The organism is Streptomyces sp. NPDC127190 (genome assembly GCF_042672505.1).
Lineage (GTDB): Bacteria > Actinomycetota > Actinomycetes > Streptomycetales > Streptomycetaceae > Streptomyces.
In genome coordinates this window covers 391,494-413,746 of record NZ_JBHXVE010000004.1, presented here as the reverse complement: position 1 = coordinate 413,746, position 22,253 = coordinate 391,494, and the positions used below count along the sequence as shown (strand labels likewise).

At 69.1% G+C, this 22,253-nt stretch carries 21 protein-coding genes and 1 tRNA gene; 8 read left to right on the top strand and 14 right to left on the bottom strand.

Annotation, left to right across the window (positions count from 1 at the left end; all coding sequences use genetic code 11):
* Positions 1-98 precede the first annotated feature (98 nt).
* Entirely contained in the window at positions 99-1,478 is a 1,380-nt protein-coding gene (locus ACFVIU_RS09975) for a WhiB family transcriptional regulator (protein WP_385841748.1), read from the top strand.
* A gap of 39 nt (positions 1,479-1,517) precedes the next feature.
* Complete coding sequence (locus tag ACFVIU_RS09970; RefSeq protein WP_385841747.1) at positions 1,518-1,778, top strand: hypothetical protein; 261 nt, start codon at positions 1,518-1,520, stop codon at positions 1,776-1,778.
* A 99-nt stretch (positions 1,779-1,877) separates the two neighbouring features.
* Here the strand turns inward: ACFVIU_RS09970 and ACFVIU_RS09965 are convergent, their stop codons facing one another.
* From ACFVIU_RS09965 to ACFVIU_RS09945, 5 genes are all read right to left on the bottom strand, one after another.
* Positions 1,878-2,327 (bottom strand): heat shock protein transcriptional repressor HspR, encoded by a 450-nt coding sequence (locus ACFVIU_RS09965; protein ID WP_385841746.1) that lies wholly within the window; start codon positions 2,325-2,327, stop codon positions 1,878-1,880.
* Between the two features lie 5 nt (positions 2,328-2,332).
* A complete protein-coding gene (dnaJ, locus tag ACFVIU_RS09960; RefSeq protein ID WP_385841745.1) occupies positions 2,333-3,502 on the bottom strand; it encodes a molecular chaperone DnaJ in 1,170 nt (389 codons plus the stop codon).
* Between the two features lie 39 nt (positions 3,503-3,541).
* Positions 3,542-4,207 (bottom strand): nucleotide exchange factor GrpE, encoded by a 666-nt coding sequence (gene grpE, locus ACFVIU_RS09955; protein WP_385841744.1) that lies wholly within the window; start codon positions 4,205-4,207, stop codon positions 3,542-3,544.
* Positions 4,204-6,036 carry a molecular chaperone DnaK gene (dnaK, locus tag ACFVIU_RS09950; protein ID WP_385841743.1) on the bottom strand — a complete coding sequence of 611 codons (1,833 nt, stop codon included), beginning with the start codon at positions 6,034-6,036 and terminating at the stop codon, positions 4,204-4,206. Before dnaK ends, grpE begins: the two co-directional genes overlap by 4 nt.
* 94 nt (positions 6,037-6,130) lie before the next feature.
* On the bottom strand, positions 6,131-7,174 hold the full coding sequence (locus ACFVIU_RS09945; RefSeq protein ID WP_385841742.1) for an MraY family glycosyltransferase: 1,044 nt from the start codon (positions 7,172-7,174) through the stop codon (positions 6,131-6,133).
* 205 nt (positions 7,175-7,379) lie between these two features.
* Here ACFVIU_RS09945 and ACFVIU_RS09940 point away from each other — a divergent pair, with 205 nt between their 5' ends.
* Complete coding sequence (locus ACFVIU_RS09940) at positions 7,380-9,662, top strand: (Fe-S)-binding protein (protein ID WP_385841741.1); 2,283 nt, start codon at positions 7,380-7,382, stop codon at positions 9,660-9,662.
* Positions 9,663-9,827: 165 nt separating this feature from the next.
* Here ACFVIU_RS09940 and ACFVIU_RS09935 read toward each other — a convergent pair whose 3' ends face one another.
* Positions 9,828-10,154, bottom strand: coding sequence for an antibiotic biosynthesis monooxygenase family protein (locus ACFVIU_RS09935; protein ID WP_385841740.1), 327 nt, complete (start codon positions 10,152-10,154; stop codon positions 9,828-9,830).
* Between the two features lie 198 nt (positions 10,155-10,352).
* On the opposite strand from ACFVIU_RS09935, the gene ACFVIU_RS09930 reads away from it, so the two are divergent.
* Entirely contained in the window at positions 10,353-11,408 is a 1,056-nt protein-coding gene (locus ACFVIU_RS09930; protein WP_385841739.1) for a Yip1 family protein, read from the top strand.
* Positions 11,409-11,472: 64 nt separating this feature from the next.
* Here ACFVIU_RS09930 and ACFVIU_RS09925 read toward each other — a convergent pair whose 3' ends face one another.
* Positions 11,473-11,970 (bottom strand): phosphoribosyltransferase, encoded by a 498-nt coding sequence (locus tag ACFVIU_RS09925; RefSeq protein WP_385841738.1) that lies wholly within the window; start codon positions 11,968-11,970, stop codon positions 11,473-11,475.
* 13 nt (positions 11,971-11,983) lie between these two features.
* Positions 11,984-12,559 (bottom strand): dCTP deaminase, encoded by a 576-nt coding sequence (gene dcd, locus ACFVIU_RS09920; RefSeq protein WP_362111351.1) that lies wholly within the window; start codon positions 12,557-12,559, stop codon positions 11,984-11,986.
* Positions 12,560-13,109: 550 nt separating this feature from the next.
* Here dcd and ACFVIU_RS09915 point away from each other — a divergent pair.
* Positions 13,110-13,183 (top strand) — tRNA-Gly (locus ACFVIU_RS09915).
* A 102-nt stretch (positions 13,184-13,285) separates the two neighbouring features.
* Here ACFVIU_RS09915 and ACFVIU_RS09910 read toward each other — a convergent pair.
* Complete coding sequence (locus ACFVIU_RS09910) at positions 13,286-13,582, bottom strand: hypothetical protein (protein ID WP_385841737.1); 297 nt, start codon at positions 13,580-13,582, stop codon at positions 13,286-13,288.
* Positions 13,579-15,981: an N-6 DNA methylase gene (locus ACFVIU_RS09905; RefSeq protein WP_385841736.1), complete on the bottom strand. Its 2,403-nt coding sequence runs from the start codon at positions 15,979-15,981 to the stop codon at positions 13,579-13,581. Before ACFVIU_RS09905 ends, ACFVIU_RS09910 begins: the two co-directional genes overlap by 4 nt.
* Before the next feature lie 1,024 nt (positions 15,982-17,005).
* On the opposite strand from ACFVIU_RS09905, the gene ACFVIU_RS09900 reads away from it, so the two are divergent.
* The 3 genes from ACFVIU_RS09900 (at position 17,006) to ACFVIU_RS09890 (ending at position 18,883) form a co-directional block, all read left to right on the top strand.
* A complete protein-coding gene (locus ACFVIU_RS09900) occupies positions 17,006-17,254 on the top strand; it encodes a helix-turn-helix transcriptional regulator (protein ID WP_385841735.1) in 249 nt (82 codons plus the stop codon).
* A complete protein-coding gene (locus tag ACFVIU_RS09895) occupies positions 17,251-17,781 on the top strand; it encodes a hypothetical protein (protein WP_385841734.1) in 531 nt (176 codons plus the stop codon). The genes ACFVIU_RS09900 and ACFVIU_RS09895 overlap by 4 nt, the downstream gene beginning before the upstream one ends.
* 661 nt (positions 17,782-18,442) lie before the next feature.
* Positions 18,443-18,883 (top strand): hypothetical protein, encoded by a 441-nt coding sequence (locus ACFVIU_RS09890; protein ID WP_385841733.1) that lies wholly within the window; start codon positions 18,443-18,445, stop codon positions 18,881-18,883.
* A gap of 238 nt (positions 18,884-19,121) precedes the next feature.
* Here ACFVIU_RS09890 and ACFVIU_RS09885 read toward each other — a convergent pair whose 3' ends face one another.
* From ACFVIU_RS09885 to ACFVIU_RS09870, 4 genes are all read right to left on the bottom strand, one after another.
* Positions 19,122-20,192, bottom strand: coding sequence for a CU044_5270 family protein (locus tag ACFVIU_RS09885; protein ID WP_385841732.1), 1,071 nt, complete (start codon positions 20,190-20,192; stop codon positions 19,122-19,124).
* The gene (locus ACFVIU_RS09880) at positions 20,189-20,809 is read right to left on the bottom strand and encodes an RNA polymerase sigma factor (protein ID WP_385841731.1); all 621 of its coding nucleotides are present in this window, start codon (positions 20,807-20,809) and stop codon (positions 20,189-20,191) included. The genes ACFVIU_RS09885 and ACFVIU_RS09880 overlap by 4 nt, the downstream gene beginning before the upstream one ends.
* A gap of 212 nt (positions 20,810-21,021) precedes the next feature.
* Positions 21,022-21,228, bottom strand: a complete 207-nt coding sequence (locus ACFVIU_RS09875) for a hypothetical protein (protein WP_385841730.1) — start codon at positions 21,226-21,228, stop codon at positions 21,022-21,024.
* Between the two features lie 186 nt (positions 21,229-21,414).
* A complete protein-coding gene (locus tag ACFVIU_RS09870) occupies positions 21,415-21,789 on the bottom strand; it encodes a hypothetical protein (RefSeq protein ID WP_385841729.1) in 375 nt (124 codons plus the stop codon).
* Between the last annotated feature and the right edge of the window lie 464 nt (positions 21,790-22,253).

The following is a 22,253-nucleotide window of genomic DNA, read 5'->3' as shown; positions in this document are numbered from 1 at the left end:
GTCTCAGCTCTGTACGCGGTTTGCACATGCGTTGCAGCCGTTTTGACAGGTGCTTTAGAGTCCCCAACGCTCAAGGATCACCACGGGGGACTTCACACATGCGCCTGGCACGTCGAACGACGCTGCCCGCACTGCCCGCGCCTCGCGTGCGCGAACGGCATCGGGAGGCGTACATACCTGACGCGGCACTGCCCTGCCGCCGCCGTCCGGACGTCTTCCAGCACCCGCTGCTGGAGAACGCCCCGGACTCCGCCGGGGTTCCCGGCACCACGCCCGAACAGCGGCGCCAGCATCTCGTCCTGCTGCGCACCGCCCGTGACCTGTGTGCCTCCTGCCCGCTGTGGGCGGAGTGCCTCCAGGACGCGGTGGCCTACGCCGAGCCCTACGGCTACGCGGCGGCCACCACCCCCGAGGACCGCCGCCGGATGCGCCGCGCCCTCGGCATCGGGGACGCCTCGGGCGACCTGCCGACGCGGGTCGCCGAGGGCGCCGACGACCAGGCCCGACGGCTGGCCCGGCTGCGCTCCCGCACCGCCGAAACGATTCGTCCCCGCCCCTCCGACCAGGGCCTGCCCAGCCTGGAGCAGATCCTCGACGCCTTCGACCTCCTCCAGGACGAGCCACCGCACGGCCCCGAGGAGCCGGAGCACCCCCTACCCACCCTCAGCACAGCAGACCCCGGGCCGACCGGGTGGCACACGGAAAGCGGGAACGAGCACATGGCAGCGGCCGGGGCCGGGGAGCGGACCCCCTTCTCGTACGAGGATCCCGCCCAGGCCGTACGACAGGCCCTGCTCGGCCCGCTGGTGCGCGCGACCCTGCCCGCGCTGGCCAGCCTGGAGCAGTTCGTCGCGATGCTGGCCTGCCTGCCCGGCAGCGACGTCCGTCCGGAGGCGCTCGGCGAGATCCGCGCCGTGAGCGCCGCCGTCACCGCCCTCGTCCCGGAGCCCGCCGACGACTCCGCGCCCGGACCCCGTCTGCTCGGCGGGTCGGTCTCGGTGGAACTCGCCACCAAGGACCCGGTGGCCGCGCTGCGCCGGGACGTGATCAACCCGCTGCTGCGCGAGCTGGCCGTGAGCCTCGGCAACATCGAGACGGTGGCGACCATGCTGGCCGCGACCGGGGACGGCGCCGACGACGGGCTCGCGACCATCCGCGGGGCCCTGCACCGGCTCCACACCCACCTTCCGCACCCGGCCCCGGACGGCCCCGTCACCCATGGCACCGGCACGGCGGCCGTCCCGGAGCAGCGCCGCCGTCCCGCCACCGTGCCCAGCATCCGCGCGGCGGTGGAACGCGCGGTGGCGGCCTTCCCGGGACCGTTCTCCGCCCGCGACATCCAGCGCGCGCTGCCGCCCGGCGTCTACGGCGACCCGTCGAAGACCATCAGCAACGTCCTGTCCGCCCTGGTGAAGTCGGGCCGCCTGGAACGCGTCTCACGCGGCACCTACCAGCGGGCCGAGGACCCCCTGTCCTGACCCGCCCCTTACGACCGACGGCACTCTGCGAGGATCCCGATGACCGAACCGACGCCCCCTGCTCCCACCCCGGGCACCGACGCCCAGGTGCACGTCTTCTCCCCCAACGCCGGGCTGATCGACGGCGTCCCGGTCACCGCCCCGCCCTACGGCGACATCCAGGAGGTCATCCTGTCGATCCTCCAGCAACGGGCCCAGCAGCTCGGCGCCCCCACCCCGGCGACGATCAACGACAACCGGTACGGGGGCGCCATCCGGCTGCTGGTGCACCCGGACGGCGTGACGGAGCAGCTGGACTGAGTCGGTTCGGGTCGCTCAGAGCGCCTGCCTCGCCCCTGGGCACGACGAAGGGGCCGGCGGGATCACTTCCCGGCGGCCCCTCGTCCTGTTCCACTCGAGTCAGTCCGTCTGCTGCCGCTTCGGTCGCCACACGACCAGCGCGCTGGTCTGCTGGACCTCCTGGTACGGGACCAGGTCGCGGCGGTAGGAGGCGTGGACGGCGGCCTCGCGCTGGCGCATGGTGGCCGCCGCGCCGTCCAGGGCCGCTTCCAGTTCCGCGACGCGGGACTGGAGGGCGGCGACCTGGTTCTCCAGTTCGATGATCCGCTTGATGCCGGCCAGGTTGATGCCCTCGTCCTGCGACAGCTGCTGCACCTGGCGGAGCAGCTCGATGTCGCGGGCCGAGTAGCGGCGGCCCCGGCCGGCGGTGCGGTCGGGGGAGACCAGGCCCAGGCGGTCGTACTGGCGCAGTGTCTGCGGGTGGAGTCCGGAGAGCTGGGCCGCCACCGAGATGACGTAGACCGGGGTCTCCTCGGTCAGTTCATACGGGTTACGTCGACGGCCGTCCATCTCTCTCAAGCTCCCTTCGCAGCCTCGAACAGCTCCGCCCGCGGGTCCTCGCCCGCGGTCGCCTCGCGATACGCCTCGAGCGCGTCACGAGCCTTCCCCGACAGGTCCTTCGGAACACTCACCTCGACGGTGACCAGCAGGTCGCCGTGGGTGCCGTCCTTGCGGACCGCGCCCTTGCCGCGGGCGCGCATGGTGCGGCCGTTGGGCGTGCCGGGCGGCAGCTTCAGGGTGACGGCCGGGCCGCCCAGGGTGGGCACCCGGATCTCGCCGCCCAGGGCCGCCTCCGCGAACGTCACCGGCACGGTGACCGTCAGGTTGTCGTCCTTGCGGCCGAAGACCGGGTGGCTGCCGACGTGGACGGTCACGTACAGGTCGCCCGCCGGGCCGCCGCGCTCGCCGGGCGCGCCCTTGCCGCGCAGGCGGATGCGCTGCCCGTCGGTCACCCCGGCCGGGATGCGGACCTGCATGGTGCGCGAGGACTTCGCGCGGCCGCTGCCCTTGCACTCCATGCAGGGGTGCTCGGCGATCAGGCCGCGGCCCTTGCAGTCGGGGCAGGGGTCGGTCAGCGAGAAGCCGCCGCCGGAGCCCCGGGCGACCTGTCCGGTGCCGACGCAGGTCGGGCACACGCGCGGTGTGCCGTTCTTGTCGCCGGTGCCGGAGCAGGCCTTGCAGGGGGCCTGGGAGGACATCCGCAGCGGCACCGTGGCGCCCTCGATGGCCTCCGTGAAGCTCAGCGTCACCTCGGTGTCGACGTCCTGGCCGCGGCGCGGCTGGGTGCGGGTGGCACCGGTGCCGCCGCGGTTGAACAGGCCCCCGAAGACGTCACCGAGTCCGCCGCCGAAGCCGCCGGCCTGGGCGCCGCCCGCGCCTCCGAAGAGGTCGCCCAGGTCGAAGTTGAAGGAGCCGCCGGCGCCCGGCCCGGGGCGGAAGCCGCCGTTGCCGAACAGGGCGCGTGCCTCGTCGTACTCCTTGCGCTTCTTGGGGTCGCCGAGGACGTCGTTCGCCTCGGAGATCTCCTTGAAGCGCTCCTCGGCCTTGGCGTTGCCCTTGTTGGCGTCCGGGTGGAACTCGCGGGCGAGCTTCCGGTACGCCTTCTTGATCTCGGCCTCGGTCGCGTCCTTGGGGACGCCGAGGACCTTGTAGTAGTCCTTCTCGATGAAGTCCTTGGTGCTCATCCCCGGCGTCCCTCCTTTCCGACTGCGCCGGTTGTCACGTCAGCCCTCGTCCGGGCCACCGCTCTCCTTGTCGTCGGCCTTGTCCGCCTCGGTGGCCTTCTCCTCGGCGCCCTCGGCCTTGACCGTCTGCGCGCCGGGCTGCGGCTCGGCGACGGCCACCCGCGCGGGGCGGATGGTGCGCTCGCCGATCCGATACCCGGGCTGAAGGATCGCCACGCAGGTCGTCTCGGTGACGTCCGGCGCGTACGAGTGCATCAGGGCCTCGTGGATCGTCGGGTCGAAGGGCTCGCCCTCCTTGCCGAACTGCTGGAGGCCCATCTTGGCCGCGACGGTCTCCAGCGACTCGGCCACCGACTTGAAGCCGCCGACCAGTTCGCCGTGTTCCCGGGCGCGGCCGATGTCGTCCAGGACCGGCAGCAGCTCGGTCAGGAGGTTCGCGATGGCGATCTCCCGCACCGCGACCCGGTCCCGGTCGACGCGCCGGCGGTAGTTCTGGTACTCGGCCTGGAGGCGCTGGAGGTCCAGCGTGCGCTCGTTGAGCGCCGTGCGCACCTGGTCCAGCTGGGCCACCAGGCCCGCGTCTGCACTTACGTCCCCGGCCGGGGCCGCCCCCTCCTCGGGGGCGGCCTTCGACTCGGCGTCGTCGGGGGTGGCGCCGGAGGGGACGTCGGACTCCTCCTCGAAGCCCGGGGTCTCCTCCGTCACGCGGCACCGTCCTTGCGCTCGTCGTCCACGATCTCGGCGTCCACCACGTCGTCGTCGGCCTTGGGGGCCTCGGCGCCGGCGGCGGCCTGCGCGGCCTGGGCGTCGGCGTACATGGCCTGGCCGAGCTTCTGCGAGACGGCCGCGACCTTCTCGGTGGCGGTGCGGATCTCGGCGGTGTCCTCGCCCTTGAGCTTCTCCTTCAGCTCGGCGACGGCGGACTCCACCTCGGTCTTGACCTCACCGGGGACCTTGTCCTCGTTGTCCTTGAGGAACTTCTCGGTCTGGTAGACCAGCTGCTCGCCCTGGTTGCGGGCCTCGGCGGCCTCGCGGCGCTTGTGGTCCTCCTCCGCGTAGCGCTCGGCCTCCTCGCGCATGCGGTCGACCTCGTCCTTCGGCAGCGAGGAGCCGCCGGTGACGGTCATCTTCTGCTCCTTGCCCGTGCCCAGGTCCTTGGCGGTCACGTGCATGATGCCGTTGGCGTCGATGTCGAAGGAGACCTCGATCTGCGGGACGCCGCGCGGCGCCGGCGGCAGACCGGTCAGCTCGAACATGCCGAGCTTCTTGTTGTACGCCGCGATCTCGCGCTCGCCCTGGTAGACCTGGATCTGCACGGACGGCTGGTTGTCCTCGGCCGTGGTGAAGATCTCGGAGCGCTTGGTCGGGATCGTGGTGTTGCGCTCGATCAGCTTGGTCATGATGCCGCCCTTGGTCTCGATGCCGAGGGACAGCGGGGTGACGTCGAGGAGAAGGACGTCCTTCACCTCACCCTTGAGGACACCGGCCTGGAGCGAGGCGCCGATGGCGACGACCTCGTCCGGGTTCACGCCCTTGTTGGCCTCCTTGCCGCCGGTCAGCTCCTTGACGAGCTCGGCGACGGCGGGCATACGGGTGGAGCCACCGACGAGGACGACGTGGTCGATCTCGTTGATGGAGATGCCGGCGTCCTTGATGACGTTGTGGAACGGCGTCTTGCAGCGCTCCAGCAGGTCCGCGGTCAGCTGCTGGAACTGGGCGCGGGTGAGCTTCTCGTCCAGGTGCAGCGGGCCCTCGGCGGACGCGGTGATGTAGGGCAGGTTGATCGAGGTCTCGGTGGACGAGGACAGCTCGATCTTGGCCTTCTCGGCGGCCTCGCGGAGGCGCTGGAGAGCCATCTTGTCCTTGGACAGGTCCACGCCGTGGCCGGACTGGAACTGCTTGACCAGGTAGTCGACGACACGCTGGTCCCAGTCGTCACCACCGAGGTGGTTGTCACCGTTGGTGGCCTTCACCTCGACGACGCCGTCGCCGATCTCCAGCAGGGACACGTCGAAGGTGCCGCCGCCGAGGTCGAAGACGAGGATCGTCTGGTCGTCCTTGTCGAGGCCGTAGGCGAGCGCGGCCGCGGTCGGCTCGTTGACGATGCGCAGGACGTTCAGACCGGCGATCTCGCCGGCCTCCTTGGTCGCCTGGCGCTCGGAGTCGTTGAAGTAGGCCGGGACGGTGATGACCGCGTCGGTCACCTTCTCGCCCAGGTAGGCCTCGGCGTCCCGCTTCAGCTTCTGAAGGATGAACGCGGAGATCTGCTGCGGGTTGAAGTCCTTCCCGTCCAGCGCGATCTTCCAGTCGGTGCCCATGTGGCGCTTCACGGAACGGATGGTCCGGTCCACGTTGGTGACGGCCTGGCGCTTGGCCACCTCACCGACGAGCACCTCGCCGTTCTTGGCGAAGGCGACGACGGACGGCGTGGTCCTGGCGCCCTCGGCGTTGGTGATGACGGTGGGCTCGCCGCCTTCCAGAACGCTGACGACGGAGTTAGTCGTGCCCAGGTCGATGCCGACCGCACGTGCCATGGTTGATTCCTCCAGCTGACTTGAGTGGAACAGGCTCAAGTGTGCCCGAGCGATGCGCCGGGGTCAACAGACCTGAGTCAGCCGGACTCAACTCTTATCCGTTCCTTACACGCAACTGGCTCCGCACCTGCCCTCTGACCTGCGAAGACGGAGCCTGTCGAGGCGCCTGGGCAGGGATACGGACACGGATACGAGCCAGCACCAGAACGGTGAGCAGCGCCCCGCCGGCCACCCAGAGCGCGGCCTCCCGCCCCGCCCACCCGGTGTGCACGAGCACCCCGACGGTCACCGCCGCGAAGGCGCCGGCCCCCAGCAGCACCACCGCCCCCGGCGGGGTCAGCCCGAGCCGCCGCAGCCGGTGCGCGAGATGGTCCGGGCCGCGCCGCAGCAGCGCGCGCCGGGACAGCCGCCGTACCAGCACCACCAGGACCGCGTCCGCGAGGGCGACCGCGCCGAGGCAGAACACCACCGCCGCGCTCGGCCCGAGGCCGTACCCCGCGCGCGTGAAGACCACGGACGACGACAGCAGGAACCCGGTGAACAGCGAGCCGCACGCGCCGAGCCCGATCCGCGCGGGATGCCAGTTGTGCATCAGGAAGCCGGTGAGCGCGGCCGCGAACACGCTGAGCAGCACCGCGAGCCCGTCCATCACCTCGGCCGCGGCCAGGGCACCGGCCCCGAAGGCGGTCACCACGCCGACCGTCCCGGCCAGCCCGTCCGCATGGTCGAGCCCCTTGAAGGCGAGCGACGCGAGGACGATCCAGCCGACCGCGAGGATCCCGCCGGGTACCCCGGTCTCGTCGTACGGCACCACACAGACGGCCGCCACCGCCGTACCGACGGCCAGTACGCGCGCGCGAAGCCGCCAGACGTCGGCCACCAGGCCCAGCGCGGCGAGAGCGGCGGCGGCGACGAGCAGCCGCACGACCCCCTCGCCGAGCGGGGCGACCCGGGTCCACTCACCCACCCAGGCCACCAGACAGGTGACGGCCACGACGGCGAGCCCGCCGAGCAGGGGCAGGGGCCGCTGCCGGCGCCGGTCCACGATGCCCGCCCGCAGCGCGGGCACCCGGAGCAGCGCCGCCAGTACGGCGGCGAGAAGTAGGGCGGCGGTGGCGGCGGCGATCCCGTAGAGCACGGCTCTAAGGTAGGGGCGAATGTAGCAAATCGGGATGAATAACACGATCCGATTGGAGCGCGGCGACCCAGATCACTCCGCGCTCTACTGCATCCCGAAGGAAGATGGGGGTAGTCTCAAACGGACTACCTAAGTTACCGCTTAGTAATGTCCGCCCGACAGCACCGATAGTTCCCCGATAGTTCAGGCCGCTTCAGGAGCCCCAATGCAACTCGCCGCGATCATCGTGTCGCTGGTCCTGATCGTGGTCGGCGTGGCACTGTTCGGCCGCGCCCTCCTACAGATCTTCAACTTCATGCGGCTCGGCCAGCCGGTCCCGGCCGGGACCAGGACCGACGATCCCGCCCAGCGCACCGTCACGGTGGCCAAGGAGTTCCTCGGCCACACCCGGATGAACCGCTGGGGCGTCGTCGGTGTGGCGCACTGGTTCGTGGCGGTGGGCTTCTTCACCCTGCTGCTGACGATCGTCAACGCGATCGGACAGCTGTTCAAGGCGGACTGGATCCTGCCGGTCCTCGGCGAGTGGGCGCCGTACAACATCTACGTCGAGTTCATCGGCACGATGACGGTCGTCGGCATCCTCGTCCTGATCGTGATCCGCCAGCTGAGCCACCCGCGCACCCCCGGGCGCAAGTCCCGCTTCGCCGGCTCGAACTTCGGCCAGGCGTACTTCGTCGAGGCCGTCATCCTCATCGTCGGCGTCTGCATCTTCATGCTGCACGCCCTGGAGGGCGCCCAGCACCACGTGGACGGCTACGAGGCCTCGTTCTTCATCTCGTACCCGGTCGTCGCGGCGCTGAAGGGCCTGAGCGTCGGCACGCTCCAGAACCTCACCTACTTCTTCGCCGGCCTGAAGATCGCGACCTCCTTCATCTGGATGATCACGGTCGCCCTGAAGACGGACATGGGTGTCGCCTGGCACCGGTTCCTGGCCTTCCCGAACATCTGGTTCAAGCGGAACGCCGACGGTTCCACCTCGCTGGGCGAGCTGCTGCCGATGACCTCGGGCGGCAAGCCGATCAACTTCGAGGACCCGGGCGAGGACGACGTCTTCGGCGTCTCCCAGATCGAGCACTTCTCCTGGAAGGGCCTGCTGGACTTCTCCACCTGCACCGAGTGCGGCCGCTGCCAGTCGCAGTGCCCGGCGTGGAACACCGGCAAGCCGCTCTCCCCGAAGCTGCTGATCATGTCCCTGCGGGACCACGCGCACGCCAAGGCGCCGTACCTGCTGGCCGGCGGCGGCAAGACCGTGGAGGGCGAGGAGAAGGCGTCCGAGGAGGCCCTGAAGGACGTCCCCGCGGCCGCCCTGGCCGAGGCCGAGCGCCCGCTGATCGGCACCGCCGAGGAGAACGGCGTCATCGACCCGGACGTGCTGTGGTCCTGCACCACCTGCGGCGCCTGTGTCGAGCAGTGCCCGGTGGACATCGAGCACGTCGACCACATCGTCGACATGCGCCGCTACCAGGTCATGATCGAGAGCGCCTTCCCCTCCGAGGCGGGCACCATGCTCAAGAACCTGGAGAAGAAGGGCAACCCCTGGGGCCTGGCCAAGAAGCAGCGCCTGGAGTGGACCAAGGAGGTCGACTTCGAGGTCCCGGTGGTCGGCAAGGACATCGAGGACCTGTCCGAGGTCGAGTACCTGTACTGGGTCGGCTGCGCGGGCGCCCTGGAGGACCGCGCCAAGAAGACCACGAAGGCCTTCGCCGAGCTGCTGCACATCGCGGGCGTCAAGTTCGCGATCATGGGCGGCGACGAGAAGTGCACCGGTGACTCCGCCCGCCGCCTGGGCAACGAGCCCCTGTTCCAGGAGCTCGGCATGGAGAACGTGATGGCCCTGAACACGGCGTTCGGCGAGGAGCTGGACGACGAGGGCAAGGTCACCGCGGAGTCCAGGAAGCCGAAGTCGGCGAAGAAGATCGTCGCCACCTGCCCGCACTGCCTCAACACGCTCGGCAACGAGTACCCGCAGCTCGGCGGCGACTACGAGGTCATCCACCACACCCAGCTGCTCCAGCACCTGGTGGACGAGGGCAAGCTGATCCCGGTCACCCCGGTCGAGGGCATCATCACCTACCACGACCCCTGCTACCTGGGCCGCCACAACAAGATCTACACGCCTCCGCGCGAGATCATCGGCAAGGTCCCGGGCCTGCGCAACGAGGAGATGCACCGCCACAAGGAGCGCGGCTTCTGCTGCGGCGCCGGCGGCGCCCGGATGTGGATGGAGGAGCGGATCGGCAAGCGCATCAACAACGAGCGCGTCGACGAGGCCCTCTCCCTCAACCCGGACATCGTCTCCACCGCCTGCCCGTTCTGCCTGGTCATGCTGACCGACTCGGTCAACGGCAAGAAGAACGACGGTACGGCGAAGGAGTCCATCCAGGTCGTGGACGTCGCCCAGCTGCTGCTGGACTCCGTCAGGACGCCGGTCGACCCGGCGGGCGAGGCGGAGCAGGAGAGCGAGCCGGAGCCGGAGCCGGTGAAGTAACCCCGCGCCGGTGAGCTGACCACCGGTCCGACAGACGCACGGCGCCCCCTGACCCGCACAGGCAGGGGGCGCCGTCGCGTCTGCCGCTATGGCAGCCGGCTACGGCCGCCGATTAAGGCTGCCGGCTACGACCGCCGATTACGGCTGCCGATTACGGCCGCCCTCTCACTCGCTCTTCGGCGCGGCCTGCTGGACGACCTCGAAGGACCACAGGGTGGACCCGGAGGCGGCCGGCTTGGGCCGCTCGGCGCCCTCGCCGCCGCCCTGGTGCGCTGCCTTCATCGGCCCCTCCATCCAGGCCTGGAAGGACTCCTCGTCGCGCCAGCGGGTGTAGACGAGGTACTGGTCGGTGCCCTCGACCGGGCGCAGCAGCTCGAACCACTCGAACCCGTCGGAGCTCTCCACCGCGTGGGCCCGCGAGGCGAACCGCTTCTCCAGCACCTCCCGCTGCTCGGCGGGCACGGTCAACACGTTGATCTTCACTACGCTCATGCGCCCATCCTGGCCCAGACCCGGCCCCGGCACAGGCTCGGGGTCACTCCCGCCACGCCGCCGCATGGATCAGAGGGCGGATATCGGCCAGGCCGACCTGGACTCGGCGGCGAGGAACCGTACGCCGTGCGCAGCCTGACGCACCCTCAGCGGGCCGGGCCTGCGGCCCTTAAGGGACCGGCGTCGGCCCCTTAGGGGATGTCACAGGTCGGCCGCAAACCCGGCCCCGGACCGCCGGGCCCGGCACGTCGTCCCCCGGGACCAGGTACGTTCGATGACGTGGCTGGATTCAGGATCGGAGGCGGGGGCCGGGACAACCGCACCCCCCAGGGACAACAGGCGCCGCAGGGACCGTCGTACGGCCGGCAGGGCCCACCGCACGGGCAGCCCTCGGGGCCGTCGTACGGCTACCCGTCGGCACCCCAGCCGCCGCACCAGCAGCCGTACGGTTACGGCGCCCAGGGCGGCGGTCGCGGTGGCCACGGCAGTCACAACGGCGGGTACGGGTACCAGGCCGGCGACGGCCCGGAGTACTTCGGCGACGCCGACCCCGGGGGCTACCCGAACGGGTCGGCGGGCGCACCGGGCCCGGACCCCTACGCGGCCGACAGCCCGGGTCACACCCAGGCCTTCTCGATCGACGAGGCCGCCGGCTACACGCAGGGCGCGACCTACCAGGCCGGCTCGGCCGCCGCGCCCGCGGCCCCGCTGGGCCCGCCGCTGCACTGGAAGGACCTGCTGAAGGGGATCGTCACCGCCCCCGACCCGACCTTCCTGCGGATGCGGGACTACACGATGTGGACCCCGGCCCTCATCGTCACCTTCCTCTACGGCCTGCTCGCCGTCTTCGGCTTCGACAACGCCCGCCAGGACGCGATCAACGCGACGCTGTCCAACGCGGTGCCGATCGTGCTGATCACGGCGGTCGTGATGGTGCTGAGCATGTTCATCCTGGGCGTGGTCACCCACACGCTGGCCCGCCAGCTCGGCGGTGACGGCGCCTGGCAGCCCACGGTGGGCCTCTCCATGCTGATCGCGTCCCTCACGGACGCGCCCCGCCTGATCGTGGCCATGTTCTTCGGCGGCGACGCCGGCTTCGTCCAGGTGCTCGGCTGGGCCACCTGGATCGGCGCGGGCGCCCTGCTGACCATGATGGTCTCCCGCTCCCACGACCTGCCCTGGCCGAAGGCGCTGGGCGCGTCGGCGATCCAGCTGATCGCGCTGCTGTCGATCGTGAAGCTGGGCACGTTCTAGTCCAGGTGGCATGCGAGAGGGCCCCCGGCGACACCGCCGGGGCCCTCTCACACGTCCGGAACACTCAGGCGTCGAGAACCTGCCCGGCCCGCTTCACCACGGGCGGCTCGACGCTCCACGGGAAGTTGATCCACTCGTCGGTGCGCTTCCAGACGTACTCGCACTTCACGAGGGAGTGGGACTTCTCATAGATCACCGCGGAGCGCACCTCGGCGACGGTGTCGAGGCAGAAGTCACGCACCAGCTTCAGCGTCTTGCCGGTGTCGGCGACGTCGTCGGTGATCAGCACCTTCTTGTCGGAGAAGTCGATGACGTTGGGGACCGGAGCCAGCATGACCGGCATCTCCAGGGTCGTCCCCACGCCGGTGTAGAACTCGACGTTCACCAGGTGGATGTTCTTGCAGTCCAGGGCGTAGGCGAGCCCGCCCGCGACGAACACGCCACCCCGGGCGATGCTGAGCACGATGTCCGGCTCGTACCCGTCGTCGGCGATGGTCTGTGCCAGCTCGCGGACGGCGGCGCCGAACCCCTCGTACGTCAGATTCTCGCGCACTTCACTCATGTCGCTGTGGCCCTCACACCTGGGTCCGATGGAAATTGACGTAGGACCGAGAGGCGGTCGGTCCGCGCTGGCCCTGGTACCGGGAGCCGTACCGCTCGCTGCCGTACGGGAACTCGGCCGGCGAGCTGAGCCGGAACATGCACAGCTGCCCGATCTTCATACCGGGCCACAGCTTGATCGGCAGGGTGGCGAGGTTGGACAGCTCCAGGGTGACATGGCCGCTGAAGCCGGGGTCGATGAACCCGGCGGTGGAGTGGGTGACCAGCCCGAGCCGCCCGAGCGAGCTCTTGCCCTCCAGCCGTGACGCGAGATCGTCCGGCAGGCTGATGACCTCGTACGTCGACGCGAGCACGAACTCACCGGGATGCAGGATGAACGGCTCGTCGCCCTCCGGCTCCACCAGCCGCGTCAGGTCGGGCTGCTCGACCGAGGGGTCGATGTGCGGGTACCGGTGGTTCTCGAACACCCGGAAGTAGCGGTCCAGCCGTACGTCGATGCTCGACGGCTGCACCATGGATTCGTCATAGGGATCGATCCGTACCCGCCCGGCGTCGATCTCGGCCCGGATGTCCTTGTCTGAGAGAAGCACGTAGCGAGGATACGCAAGGCGCGCGGAGCCGTGACAATCGTGACGACTCCGCGCGCCCGGCACGTGACCTTCCGTGCAGCCGCAGCTGTCTCTCCGGCTACCTCTTCGGCTACCTCTTCACCAGGACGACCGGCACCGCACTGCGGAGCCGGGCGCACCGGGGACACCTCATGAGCCGGCCGGGGCCGAGCCGCTCGGCCTGCTGCATCGGGAACGAAGCGGTGCTGAAGACGTGCCCATCCGCACAGCGGACGACGGTGCGTTCCATCAAGTCCCTTAAGTCCCTTCCCCAAGAGCCTCGTCGGGCGTACCGACCCGACGACAAAAGCCACATTACGGGATCAAAGAGAGGACTCTCCAGGCGGCACTCCGACCCCACCCGGACCCGCCACCAGGCCCCCACCGTACGCCCCAACTCCGGTCCCCCGCAGCCGGATCCCCCCGCTGAAACACACTCAGACCCCCGGGGGTCGAGCACCGGGGGCCTGCGATGAGGTACAGTGAGCGAGCGTCGGACACCGACCCCTCCGGGGCCCGGTTCCGTACTTACGCGGGTGTAGTTTAATGGTAGAACATCAGCTTCCCAAGCTGAGAGCGCGAGTTCGATTCTCGTCACCCGCTCCAGAGAAAAACCCCAGGTCAGTGGCCTGGGGTTTGTTTGTTTCAAGAGCAGGTTGGGGTGTCGCTATTCACGGTCCATGGCCGGGACACCGGCCCGGCCCTCCATCAGGCAGAGCCAGTAGACCGGTTCGTGTCGTTCGATTCACGCGGCAGGTTGCGATGGTCGTCCGTCATAGTCCAATTACGTAGCGTCGTAACTGCTCCTACCGCGGCGAAGCACAGCCCTGCCGTCGTACCGAACGCGCCCCCCGCGTAAAGGATCAAGTCAGCGATGCCCGTCCCGGTCGCGTACTTGAGAGCGGCGACGCACACGGCGACCAGCAGGGAGAAGAGCACGATCACCAGAAGCCAGAGTGCCCAGGCGACGGACCGGGACAGGCGCGTGGGGTCGGTGGTGGTCATGATCGGGGCTTCCTTTCGCTGTCCCGAGAGGAGGGCGAGGCGCTCGCCAGCTGGTCGACGAGCAGCCCTCGTGCGTAGGTGATGGCTGCCGCCAGTTCCCGGTGGGCATCGGAGCGCTCGCCGAGGAGCGTCAGCAGTTCGGCGATCTCCTGCTGCACGTCGAGGGGCGGAAGCAGGACTTCCTGGCGCCCCAGTGCGTCCTTGGTGATGAACGGAGCCGCAGTGGCGGCCGCTCGATCCCTGACCCAGTTCACGGCGTCTGGACGGCTCAGCACGGCGAGCAGGTAGGGAGGCAGGACTCCGACGTCCTGGCGGCAGCGGAGCCTGATCACGTTGGAGCTCATGAGCCACCCCGTCTGGTCCCCCCGCACCATGGCCGGTGGCCCCATGGCGCCCGAGCGGACACAGACGAGGTCACCTGGCGCGAGTCGGTAGCGCGTCAGCCGTTCTGCGAGCTCCGGCGAAACGCGCTCGTCGGCGCTGTCGGTCACCCGCCCGTCCCGCAGGTGTTTAGGGAAGACGACCGGCACCACGCCGTACGGAGTCCGGTCCCGCGGCGCCAGCAGCGCGTGCGACGGGCCGGTCTGGATCTCGCATAGCTCCGCGAGCGTGGCCCTGTGCCGAGGCGCCTGACGCACCCGGCTGGTCTCCAGCTCGGCGAGCAGGCCGACGGTGCGCTCGTCCAGTTCGGCGCATCTCTCCCTCAGCCACGACACCTCGGCCCAGGCTTCCGCCTCCGCCATACCGGCCGTGCCGGAGTCCGGGGCCGGCGACCGACCGATGTGGTCGATCGGATTGAGCGAGTAGTCGTTGCGGCGCAGCGCCTCCTTGTCGACGCGCGCGCTGGGTACGGTCGCCGGAGGTGGGTCGTCCGGTCGGGCAGGTCCTTCCCAGGGGCTGAGAGCCAGGTACGAGTCGAGGACGGCTTGGACGTCGTCGTAGGCGAGCACTCTGCGCCCGCCGCGCCGCATGGCGCCCAGGTCCCGCGCGTCCAGGAACAGGACATGGTCACCGGCGTCGGCCGGGTGCCGCAGCAGCCACACGCACACGGGTACCGGGGTGCCGGAGAAGAGTTTGTCGGGTAGCGCGACAACGCACTCCACGACACCCTGCTCCACCAGTGCCCGACGGATCGCCCGCTCCGCCGCGTTCCCGGAGTTGCCGGCCTTGTTCGGCATGACCACCGCTGCGCGCCCGCCCTCGGCCAGGACGGACAAGGCGTACTGGGGATAGGCAAGGTTGTCATTGCCTACCGGAGGAGCCCCATAGGGCCAGTGCCCGGTGCGCGTTGTCTCCTGCGAGGTGTCCTTCATATTGAAGGGCGGGTTGGTGAGAACCAGATCGACCGGCTCCTGGGGCCAGTTCTCCTCCCAGGGACGCCCGCGTGTCTTCAGCTGCAGAGCGAACGGGACTCCGCGCAACGCCAGGCCCATACTGGCCAGCGACAACGTCACTCGCTTCGGCGTCTGTCCCAGCAGCCTGGGCAAGGGAGCGTCGGCGGCGCCGGGCCTGCGTCTCGCCCACATGGCGGTGTCGGCTGCCGCGCCGAGGAGTTCCCCACCACGGAAGTACAGGTCGTACACGCTGCTCGGGGGGCTTTTCCTGGCCGCCCGCCCCAACGCCGCCATCAGGCGTGCCACCGGGAGTGGTGTGAAGAATTCCCGGCTGCGCAGCTGCGCGCGCTCCTCGTAGTCCTCGATCAACAGCTGGAAGGCATTCGGGCCGAGCGCACCGACCAGTCGGACGACCTGCGCGAGGTCCTGGAACCGCCGGGGCTCCAGGCGAGCGAGTGCATTCTGCATCTCGGGCAGCGATCCCATGCCGCGCAGCACCGCGTCCGTTTCCGAGCCGACCAGCTTGAGCAGGGCGATGCTGGACCGCGGCTCGGCACCGGTCATGACGTACGCCTGCACCTTCTGCCAGCAGCCCGGGCTCGTCTCCCGCAGGAAGAGCAACGCGGCCAGCAGGCTCAGATAGGTGACCGCCTGATCCGCGCCTCCCACCCGCTCGGCCAGGGGCCCCATGAGCTTGCGGACGATCTCGGCATCCCGCGGATCCGGCCTTTCGCAGGGACCGAGCGTGGGCCCGGCGTGCTCTCGCGCCGTCCCCTCCCGCGCGACGGAGGTGCCCGGCCAGTGCCGCCGCGCCCGGTCTCCGTAGGTGGTGAGTTCGCCCTCCCCCGATTCCCGGCGGTGCGACGGCACCCGCCTTCCATCGAGCCAGCCGAGGATCTCGGACGCGTTGAAGTAGTCCTGGCCAGCGGTACGTCGGGGGGTGGGAAAGTCCGCCGCCCGCCGCTCCCATGTGGTGACCGCCGCGCGTGTCACCCCTGCCATGGCCGCAATCTCCGTGCGCGTCAGAAGGCGATCACCGTCAGACATGCCCGTTCTGTTCTTCATCACGCCTCGTATTCCTTCGAAGTAGCCCTGGAGTGGCGTTCGTTGGGCATGAGCCTAGGGCGGTCGTCGCGCTGCCGTCTCATGAGTACTTCAAGTACTCAGATACCGGCTCCTGGCGCACCCGTGAACGGGCCAAGAGCAAGACGCCAGTTTTGTACATATTCGACTCTCTCTGCTCTCGCCATCGACGCTGGTTCCCGGCCTAAGGATGACGACGGGCTTAACATTTCGGATGAGGCGGCAGCTTGTGGCGACATCGATCCCCGCTGCGAGGAAGGCTTACGCAAGCGGTGCCAGCCCGGGATGTCGACCGCAGCGATCCACTCCATCGGGCTGCCTCCCCACCTCGGGCAGCAGGGTCCTCGCATTGAGGACCGAGGTCTTTACCCGGCGAGGTAAAAACGTCGATCTTGAGCCGCTGAATCTCGCCGCGCTCGCCACCTTGGGTACCAGGCTGCCCGTCGTGGAGATCGAAGTCTGCAGCGTAAAACCAGCTTTTTGTGATCTCCCAAACCAGGGCAGAGAATCGACATCCATGTGCAGTCGCGACGACTTCCCCCCAGTCGGCCTACATGTCGACGAGTCCCGAGCACAGAGAAGGCGACGCAGGCACGACACTCCTGCGCCTCGCGACCTCGTGCCCACAGCGTGCCCTTCAGAGCGGGCAACCACGGTCAGCAGCGGTGCCACCAGGCCCACCACTCCTGCCGCAACACAACGAATTCGCCCCGTTCAGCAGCCATACCGCCACGCAAGCGCTGTCGCTTCCCAAGCTGAGAGCGCGAGTTCGATTCTCGTCACCCGCTCTGTGATTAAGGCCCAGGTCAGAGACCTGGGCCTTGTTTGTCGTGCGGCGCGACAGGTGGGCTCATGCCACAGGCATGCCGGTTCCGCACCACAAGGTGCACCACAGAGTCCCCCCCGTCAGTGGCGCCGCCGCCTGCCTTGGGCCGGTGGGGTTCGTAGGAGCCGATCAGCCATGCGAGTGTTGCAACCCTCTCTCAACCTGTAGTAGTTCTTATACATGAGCGAGCAGGTACACAACAGGCTGGCCGTGGTTCGCGCCGAGCGGAAGGTGTCGCGGCAGAGCCTGGCTGAAGCGGTGGGAGCGCACTACCAGACCATCGGCTACATCGAGCGGGGGCAGTACAACCCGAGCCTCGACCTGGCACTGAAGATCGCGAGGTTCTTCGAGCTGCCGGTGGAGGCACTGTTCTCACTCGACCCGTTCCGGCCGCTCACGGATGAGATCTACGGGAGGAAAACGTCATGACCACGACGCCGCTCACGCGCTACGACCGCAGCATGCTGCGGCTGATGAACGATCGCCGAGGCCGGCCCCTGTACGCCACGGCCGCCCGGCGCCGCTCGGTCGTGGCCGCGCACCTGGTACTGACCGCAGCCATCGGCGCTCTCATGGCCTACAGCTTGCTCACGGAGGGCAAACCGATCTGGGCCGTCATCGTCATGCTGGTGCTGCTGCTGCCGTGGATGGTCGCGACCGGGGCGATCAATGCGGCGACCCGTGGCCTGCTCGAACTGCGCGGACGAGCACTGGACGAACGGCAACTGGCCGAACGCGCTCGGGTGCAGGCCTACGCCCACCGCATGATGACCCTGCTCCTCGCCGCAACCGCCGTCGGCCTGTTGATCACGGGCGCGACAATCGGTCATGCCCCGACGACGTACGCCGCGCCTGCATTCATCGCTGCCCTCGCAGTGCACTGGCTGATGCCCTTGTGGGTGGCCGGCCTGACGACTCAGGACGAACCGGCCGAGGACGACGCCCCCACGGCCTGACCAGTTCGCTACGCCCGGCCGACACATCGCCACCGCGCAGAAAGCGCCAGCGGCCCGGCGACCCGAACACTCAGAGGCCGGCCGGAGCGCGCAGCCACAGCCACGGTTGCTGTACAGCAGGGGAGTACAGCAACCACCGCAACCACAGCCGCCCACCCGCCGTCGTGGCCAACGTCGTCGGCTGAGGACTCGAACCTCCAAGACTGAGCTTCCGCTCAGGGGTTCTTCGGGGCGAACGGGTCGTGCCATGCGCGTGCCAGATCGTGCGGGCACCACGGGAAACAGCGGGGAGTGGCCACGGGTGCGATCTGCATCCAACACCGCTTCGCCGCAGGTCAGTCAGCAACTGCCCCAGAAAACCCACGCTTCCCAAGCTGAGGCCCCACCGCAGTTGAGGGCCCGTCAGTCCAGCCAGATTTCCGTCTCGTTCAGCCCGGTTCAACGGCGGTCAGCCGAGACGTGGAGCCGATCCCGGCTCGGCATCGACCCGCCAATGAACGCAGGTGAACGCCCCTGCACGTCCTGCGCTGCCCCACCAGCACAGTTGGAAAGCGTGCGTCCGCTCCACCGGCAGTCGTCATGCTCGGTGCGCGGCTGGGAGTGGAGCGCCCACGGGTTCGTTCCAGTGGTCCGTGCGGGAGTTGCTGACCCCGTCCGCCTCATGAGCTCTTCGGACCACTACGTCGAGTGGCACCTGCCTGGCTGTGACCCGATCCTGGAACTGGGCGTGGCGCCCGCGTGGCTCCAGGCCGGCGAGCAGATTCCGACCACAGGACGGAGAACGATCATGGCCAACGTCACATGCTTTTCGGTCCGCCCAGAACCACAGTCCATTCCGCCCGACGGGACGGTCTTTTTCAGCGTAGGCCCGGATGATCTTCTCGGCGGCGCCGCGATCACGGCCACTGTCCAGGCAGGCTCAGGCTCGGGAAGGCCCGTGTTTGCCGAGGTGACACAGCTGGCCACGCGGAGTCAGAGCGACTCTCCTACACCTACGACGAGCCACTTCCTCGACATCGTCGTCAGGAACAACGGTCACGTCGGCGACGGCGCCGCGACCATCGACTTCTACGAAGTTTTCATCACCTCTGTCACTCCGTAGCTCGCTCCGGCGGGGGCTTCAGACAGTGCTGCGAGGGGAGTGTGGACAGAGCCGGGGATGCAACTGCTCGACAGAGCTGGACACCTCGGAGCCGGCCGCGCGTCTGAGACCCGATCCTCGCTGATCCCGGACAGCGGGATCAGCGAACTCGGCGGCCACGGTAGTCCCCGCTCCCTGGCCGGCGAGGTCGATCGCCGCAGCGTCACCGGCTTCGGGAAGATCTCGGTGTCCGAGAACCTCAGCTGTCGGTCTTGACCGGTGCCGGGCGGGGTGTCTTGCCGTGCTGGTCCACGACTGCACGCTTCATGACAGCGTCGGTGCCGTACAGCGTGTCGGTCGTGATGCCCTTGGCCTTGTCATGCGTGATGTACGAGCGCGAGCCGAGGTAGGCGAGTGTGGCCTTGTCGAAGATCCACTCGTCGCGTGTCGCGGAGGCGTCCTCGCGCGTGACACCGATGCCGTGACGGCCGGCGGCGTCGACGGCGTCGGGGATCACGGTCACACCGGGTATCCGCTCGACCGCCTTGTAGAGGGCGGAGGCATTCGCGGGCGGCATGATCGTCGAGCTGAGCAGGCTGCCGATCGTCCCGAAGACGGCCTGGTCCTTCGACGTACCCTTCTTCGCCGAGGTCTGGGCGTAGAGCAGCTTGAGCAGGGCGTCGGGGTCGGTGGGCAGCGAGGCCAGCCACTTGTGCGTGGGGCGGTCGATGCCCGCCGGCACGGGAACGGTGGATTCGACGGGGATCTCCTCGCCCGGCATCACGGCGTCCTTACCGGTCTCTCGGAGCCAGCCCGTCCTGGTGACGGGGCGGGGGCTCTGCGACGTCCAGGACTCCCGCGTGTGCAGGGCGCCGAGCCGCACAGGGCCGTTGAAGGTGCCCGTGTTCTCGCGGACCAGGGTCTTCACGTAGACGAACTGGTCGTCCTTCACCGGTGTCGCATCGGTTTCCATGGCCGCGGCAGCGATCCGGTCGAGGGTGACGGACGCACTGTTCACCTTGGCGGCCCCGGTGTTGGCTCCGGCCGCCGGAGAGGAGTCGTGACCACCACCGGAGAGCGTGATGACGAGCGCCCCGGCCAGCGCCATCGAAGCGATGGGCAACACCAGTGCCGGGCGCCGCAGTCGGCGGATGCGCGGTGCCGGGCTCGCCTGCGCGGAGGAAGTGAGGTCGCGGTCGATCTGCTGCATCAGAACTTCCTTGTAATGGAGATGACTGCTCGGCGAGAGGTCCCATTCGGTGGGAGCCGCCAGCAGCTCCTCGGCCTCACTCCGGGGCGAACCGGCGTGGTGCAGGTTGTCGGCGTTCATGGGGTGTCCTCCTGCAGAAACAGGGCCGCGAACGCGGCCTCACTCTCCATCTCTCCGCGAGGGCTCCGCGGTTCCGCCTTTCCGCGGCCGGGTTGACCGGAGCTGAGCCGGGCCAGTCGCGCCCGGGCTCGCGACAGCCGCGAACGCACGGTGCCGACCGGGATGCCGAGGGCCTCGGCGGCCTGCCGATAGTCCAGCCCGGCCGCAACGCACAGGGCGAACACCTCCCTGTCCTGGCGCCGAAGTCGGCGAAGTGCTTCGTGGACCGCCGCGAGGCGGCGCGCGTCGTCGATCCGACCTGCTGTCTCGTCCGCGAAGTCCTCGACCGGAGGTGGGGGCGGCTGACGGGCCAGGAAGGAAAGCCGACGGCGCAGACCACGGTTGGCGTTGTGTGCCTTGTGCGTGGCGATGCCGAGCAGCCAGGGTTTGAGCGAACCGCCCTCGGGCTCCACTGCCTCCCGGGTACGCCAAGCAGCGAGGAAGGTCTCGGACATGGCTTCCTCGGCCTCTGACCAGTTGCCTGTCAGCCTCAGGGCATGGTTGTAGACCGCCCGCGCGTACTCGTCGTACAGGCCGGCGAACGCCGCACGGTCCCCTGCCCGTATGCGCGCACGCAACGACTCTCCTGGTTCTGTATGCCTCACACTCGTTACTCACTCCGCACGCGCACGAGTTCCTGTGGCCTTCGCCACACCCGGCCCGGGGGAGGCTCAGCGCCGACCTCTGCCTACAGCGTGCCCGCACGAGGGGAAGGCTGCGGTCAACCAAGGTGTGATCGCGGGGGGCGTGTCAGTCGCCAGACCCTCGCCGTCCAGGACCAGGGCACCGCTCACGCGGCTGTCCCGGCATGTGAAGCGCCACCGGCCAGCCGGGCACGCCTGGCCGCCACGGCCTCGGGATCGGCCGGTCCGGGCACCCTGGCGAAGTCCGCGATCGGCTCATGCAGGCTGTCCCGTTCGATCTGCCGCTGGGCGGCCTTCTCCAGGTAGCAGATCGGTTGCGTGCCGGGCGATGGCCCGGTGTCGTCGTGGAGCACAGCCAGGCCTGGGTGGGGGCAGGCGCTCGGCGTCCTCGACGGCACCCCGCTCACGCACACACTCGACGTGACGGCTGATGCGCGCCGCCCGCTCCTGCCCACCGACGACCCCGGCTACACGAGGGCGTCACCACCGCTGCCGTCAACCCGCCGGCCCACTGATCCGGCCCCGGGCCGGCCGGCGCCTCACCGGTCGAAGTGGACGAGATCTCCCACGGTCCACGCGCTGACGTCCTTGATCGCAACGCGGTACATGCCCCCCGTCTCCGGGATTCCGAGGCTGCCCTGGAGGATCCGGGCGAGATGGAAGTGCAGATGCGTGGGCGCCTCGTCGCGGCCGGGCCGGTTGCCTCGCGGTTCGCGGGCGAAGACGTCCGCGAACGGGCCGAGACGGTCCGAGTCCTTCAGGACCTCCGCCACCCGCTCCCGCCACACGGCCTCCGGGGCCAGCCGGCCGGTGATGACGGCACCGCCGACGATCACGGTCAGGGACATCTGATTGCTTCGCTCGGACTCCACAGCGGCGGAGATGGCGACGAGCAGCTCATCAGGGTTCGACATGTCAGCAGAGCTTATGCGGTCCATCCGCGTTCACGCCCGGTGAGGGTCGATCACGGCAGGTTTCCTTCTCCTCCACGAGAGTGAAATCTACTCTTGCCGGGATAGCTTTTCGGTGTCGTCGTGGGTATGGTTCTTCTCGTAGAGAAGGTCGAACGAGAGCCGAATGGAGGAGCAGACGCCATCAGGATCGCCCGGCCCGGGTAGCTCTCGGCCGGGTACCGCAAGACCCCGGATTGGATGGTGGTCCCCGGTCACGCAGCTGCGATCCCCCGCTCCGCCCTGCTGGGCCGGGAAGCGGACATAGAAGGTCGGCACCGCAGTAGGGCCGACAGATGGTGTTCAATTTCCTTCGGGGCCCTGGTGCCGTACGGCACCCGGGCCCCCCCACGCGTTAAACAACGACGTGACATAACAAAGCACAAACCCCCCAATAAAAGCCGAGACCACGAACACAATACCGCCTA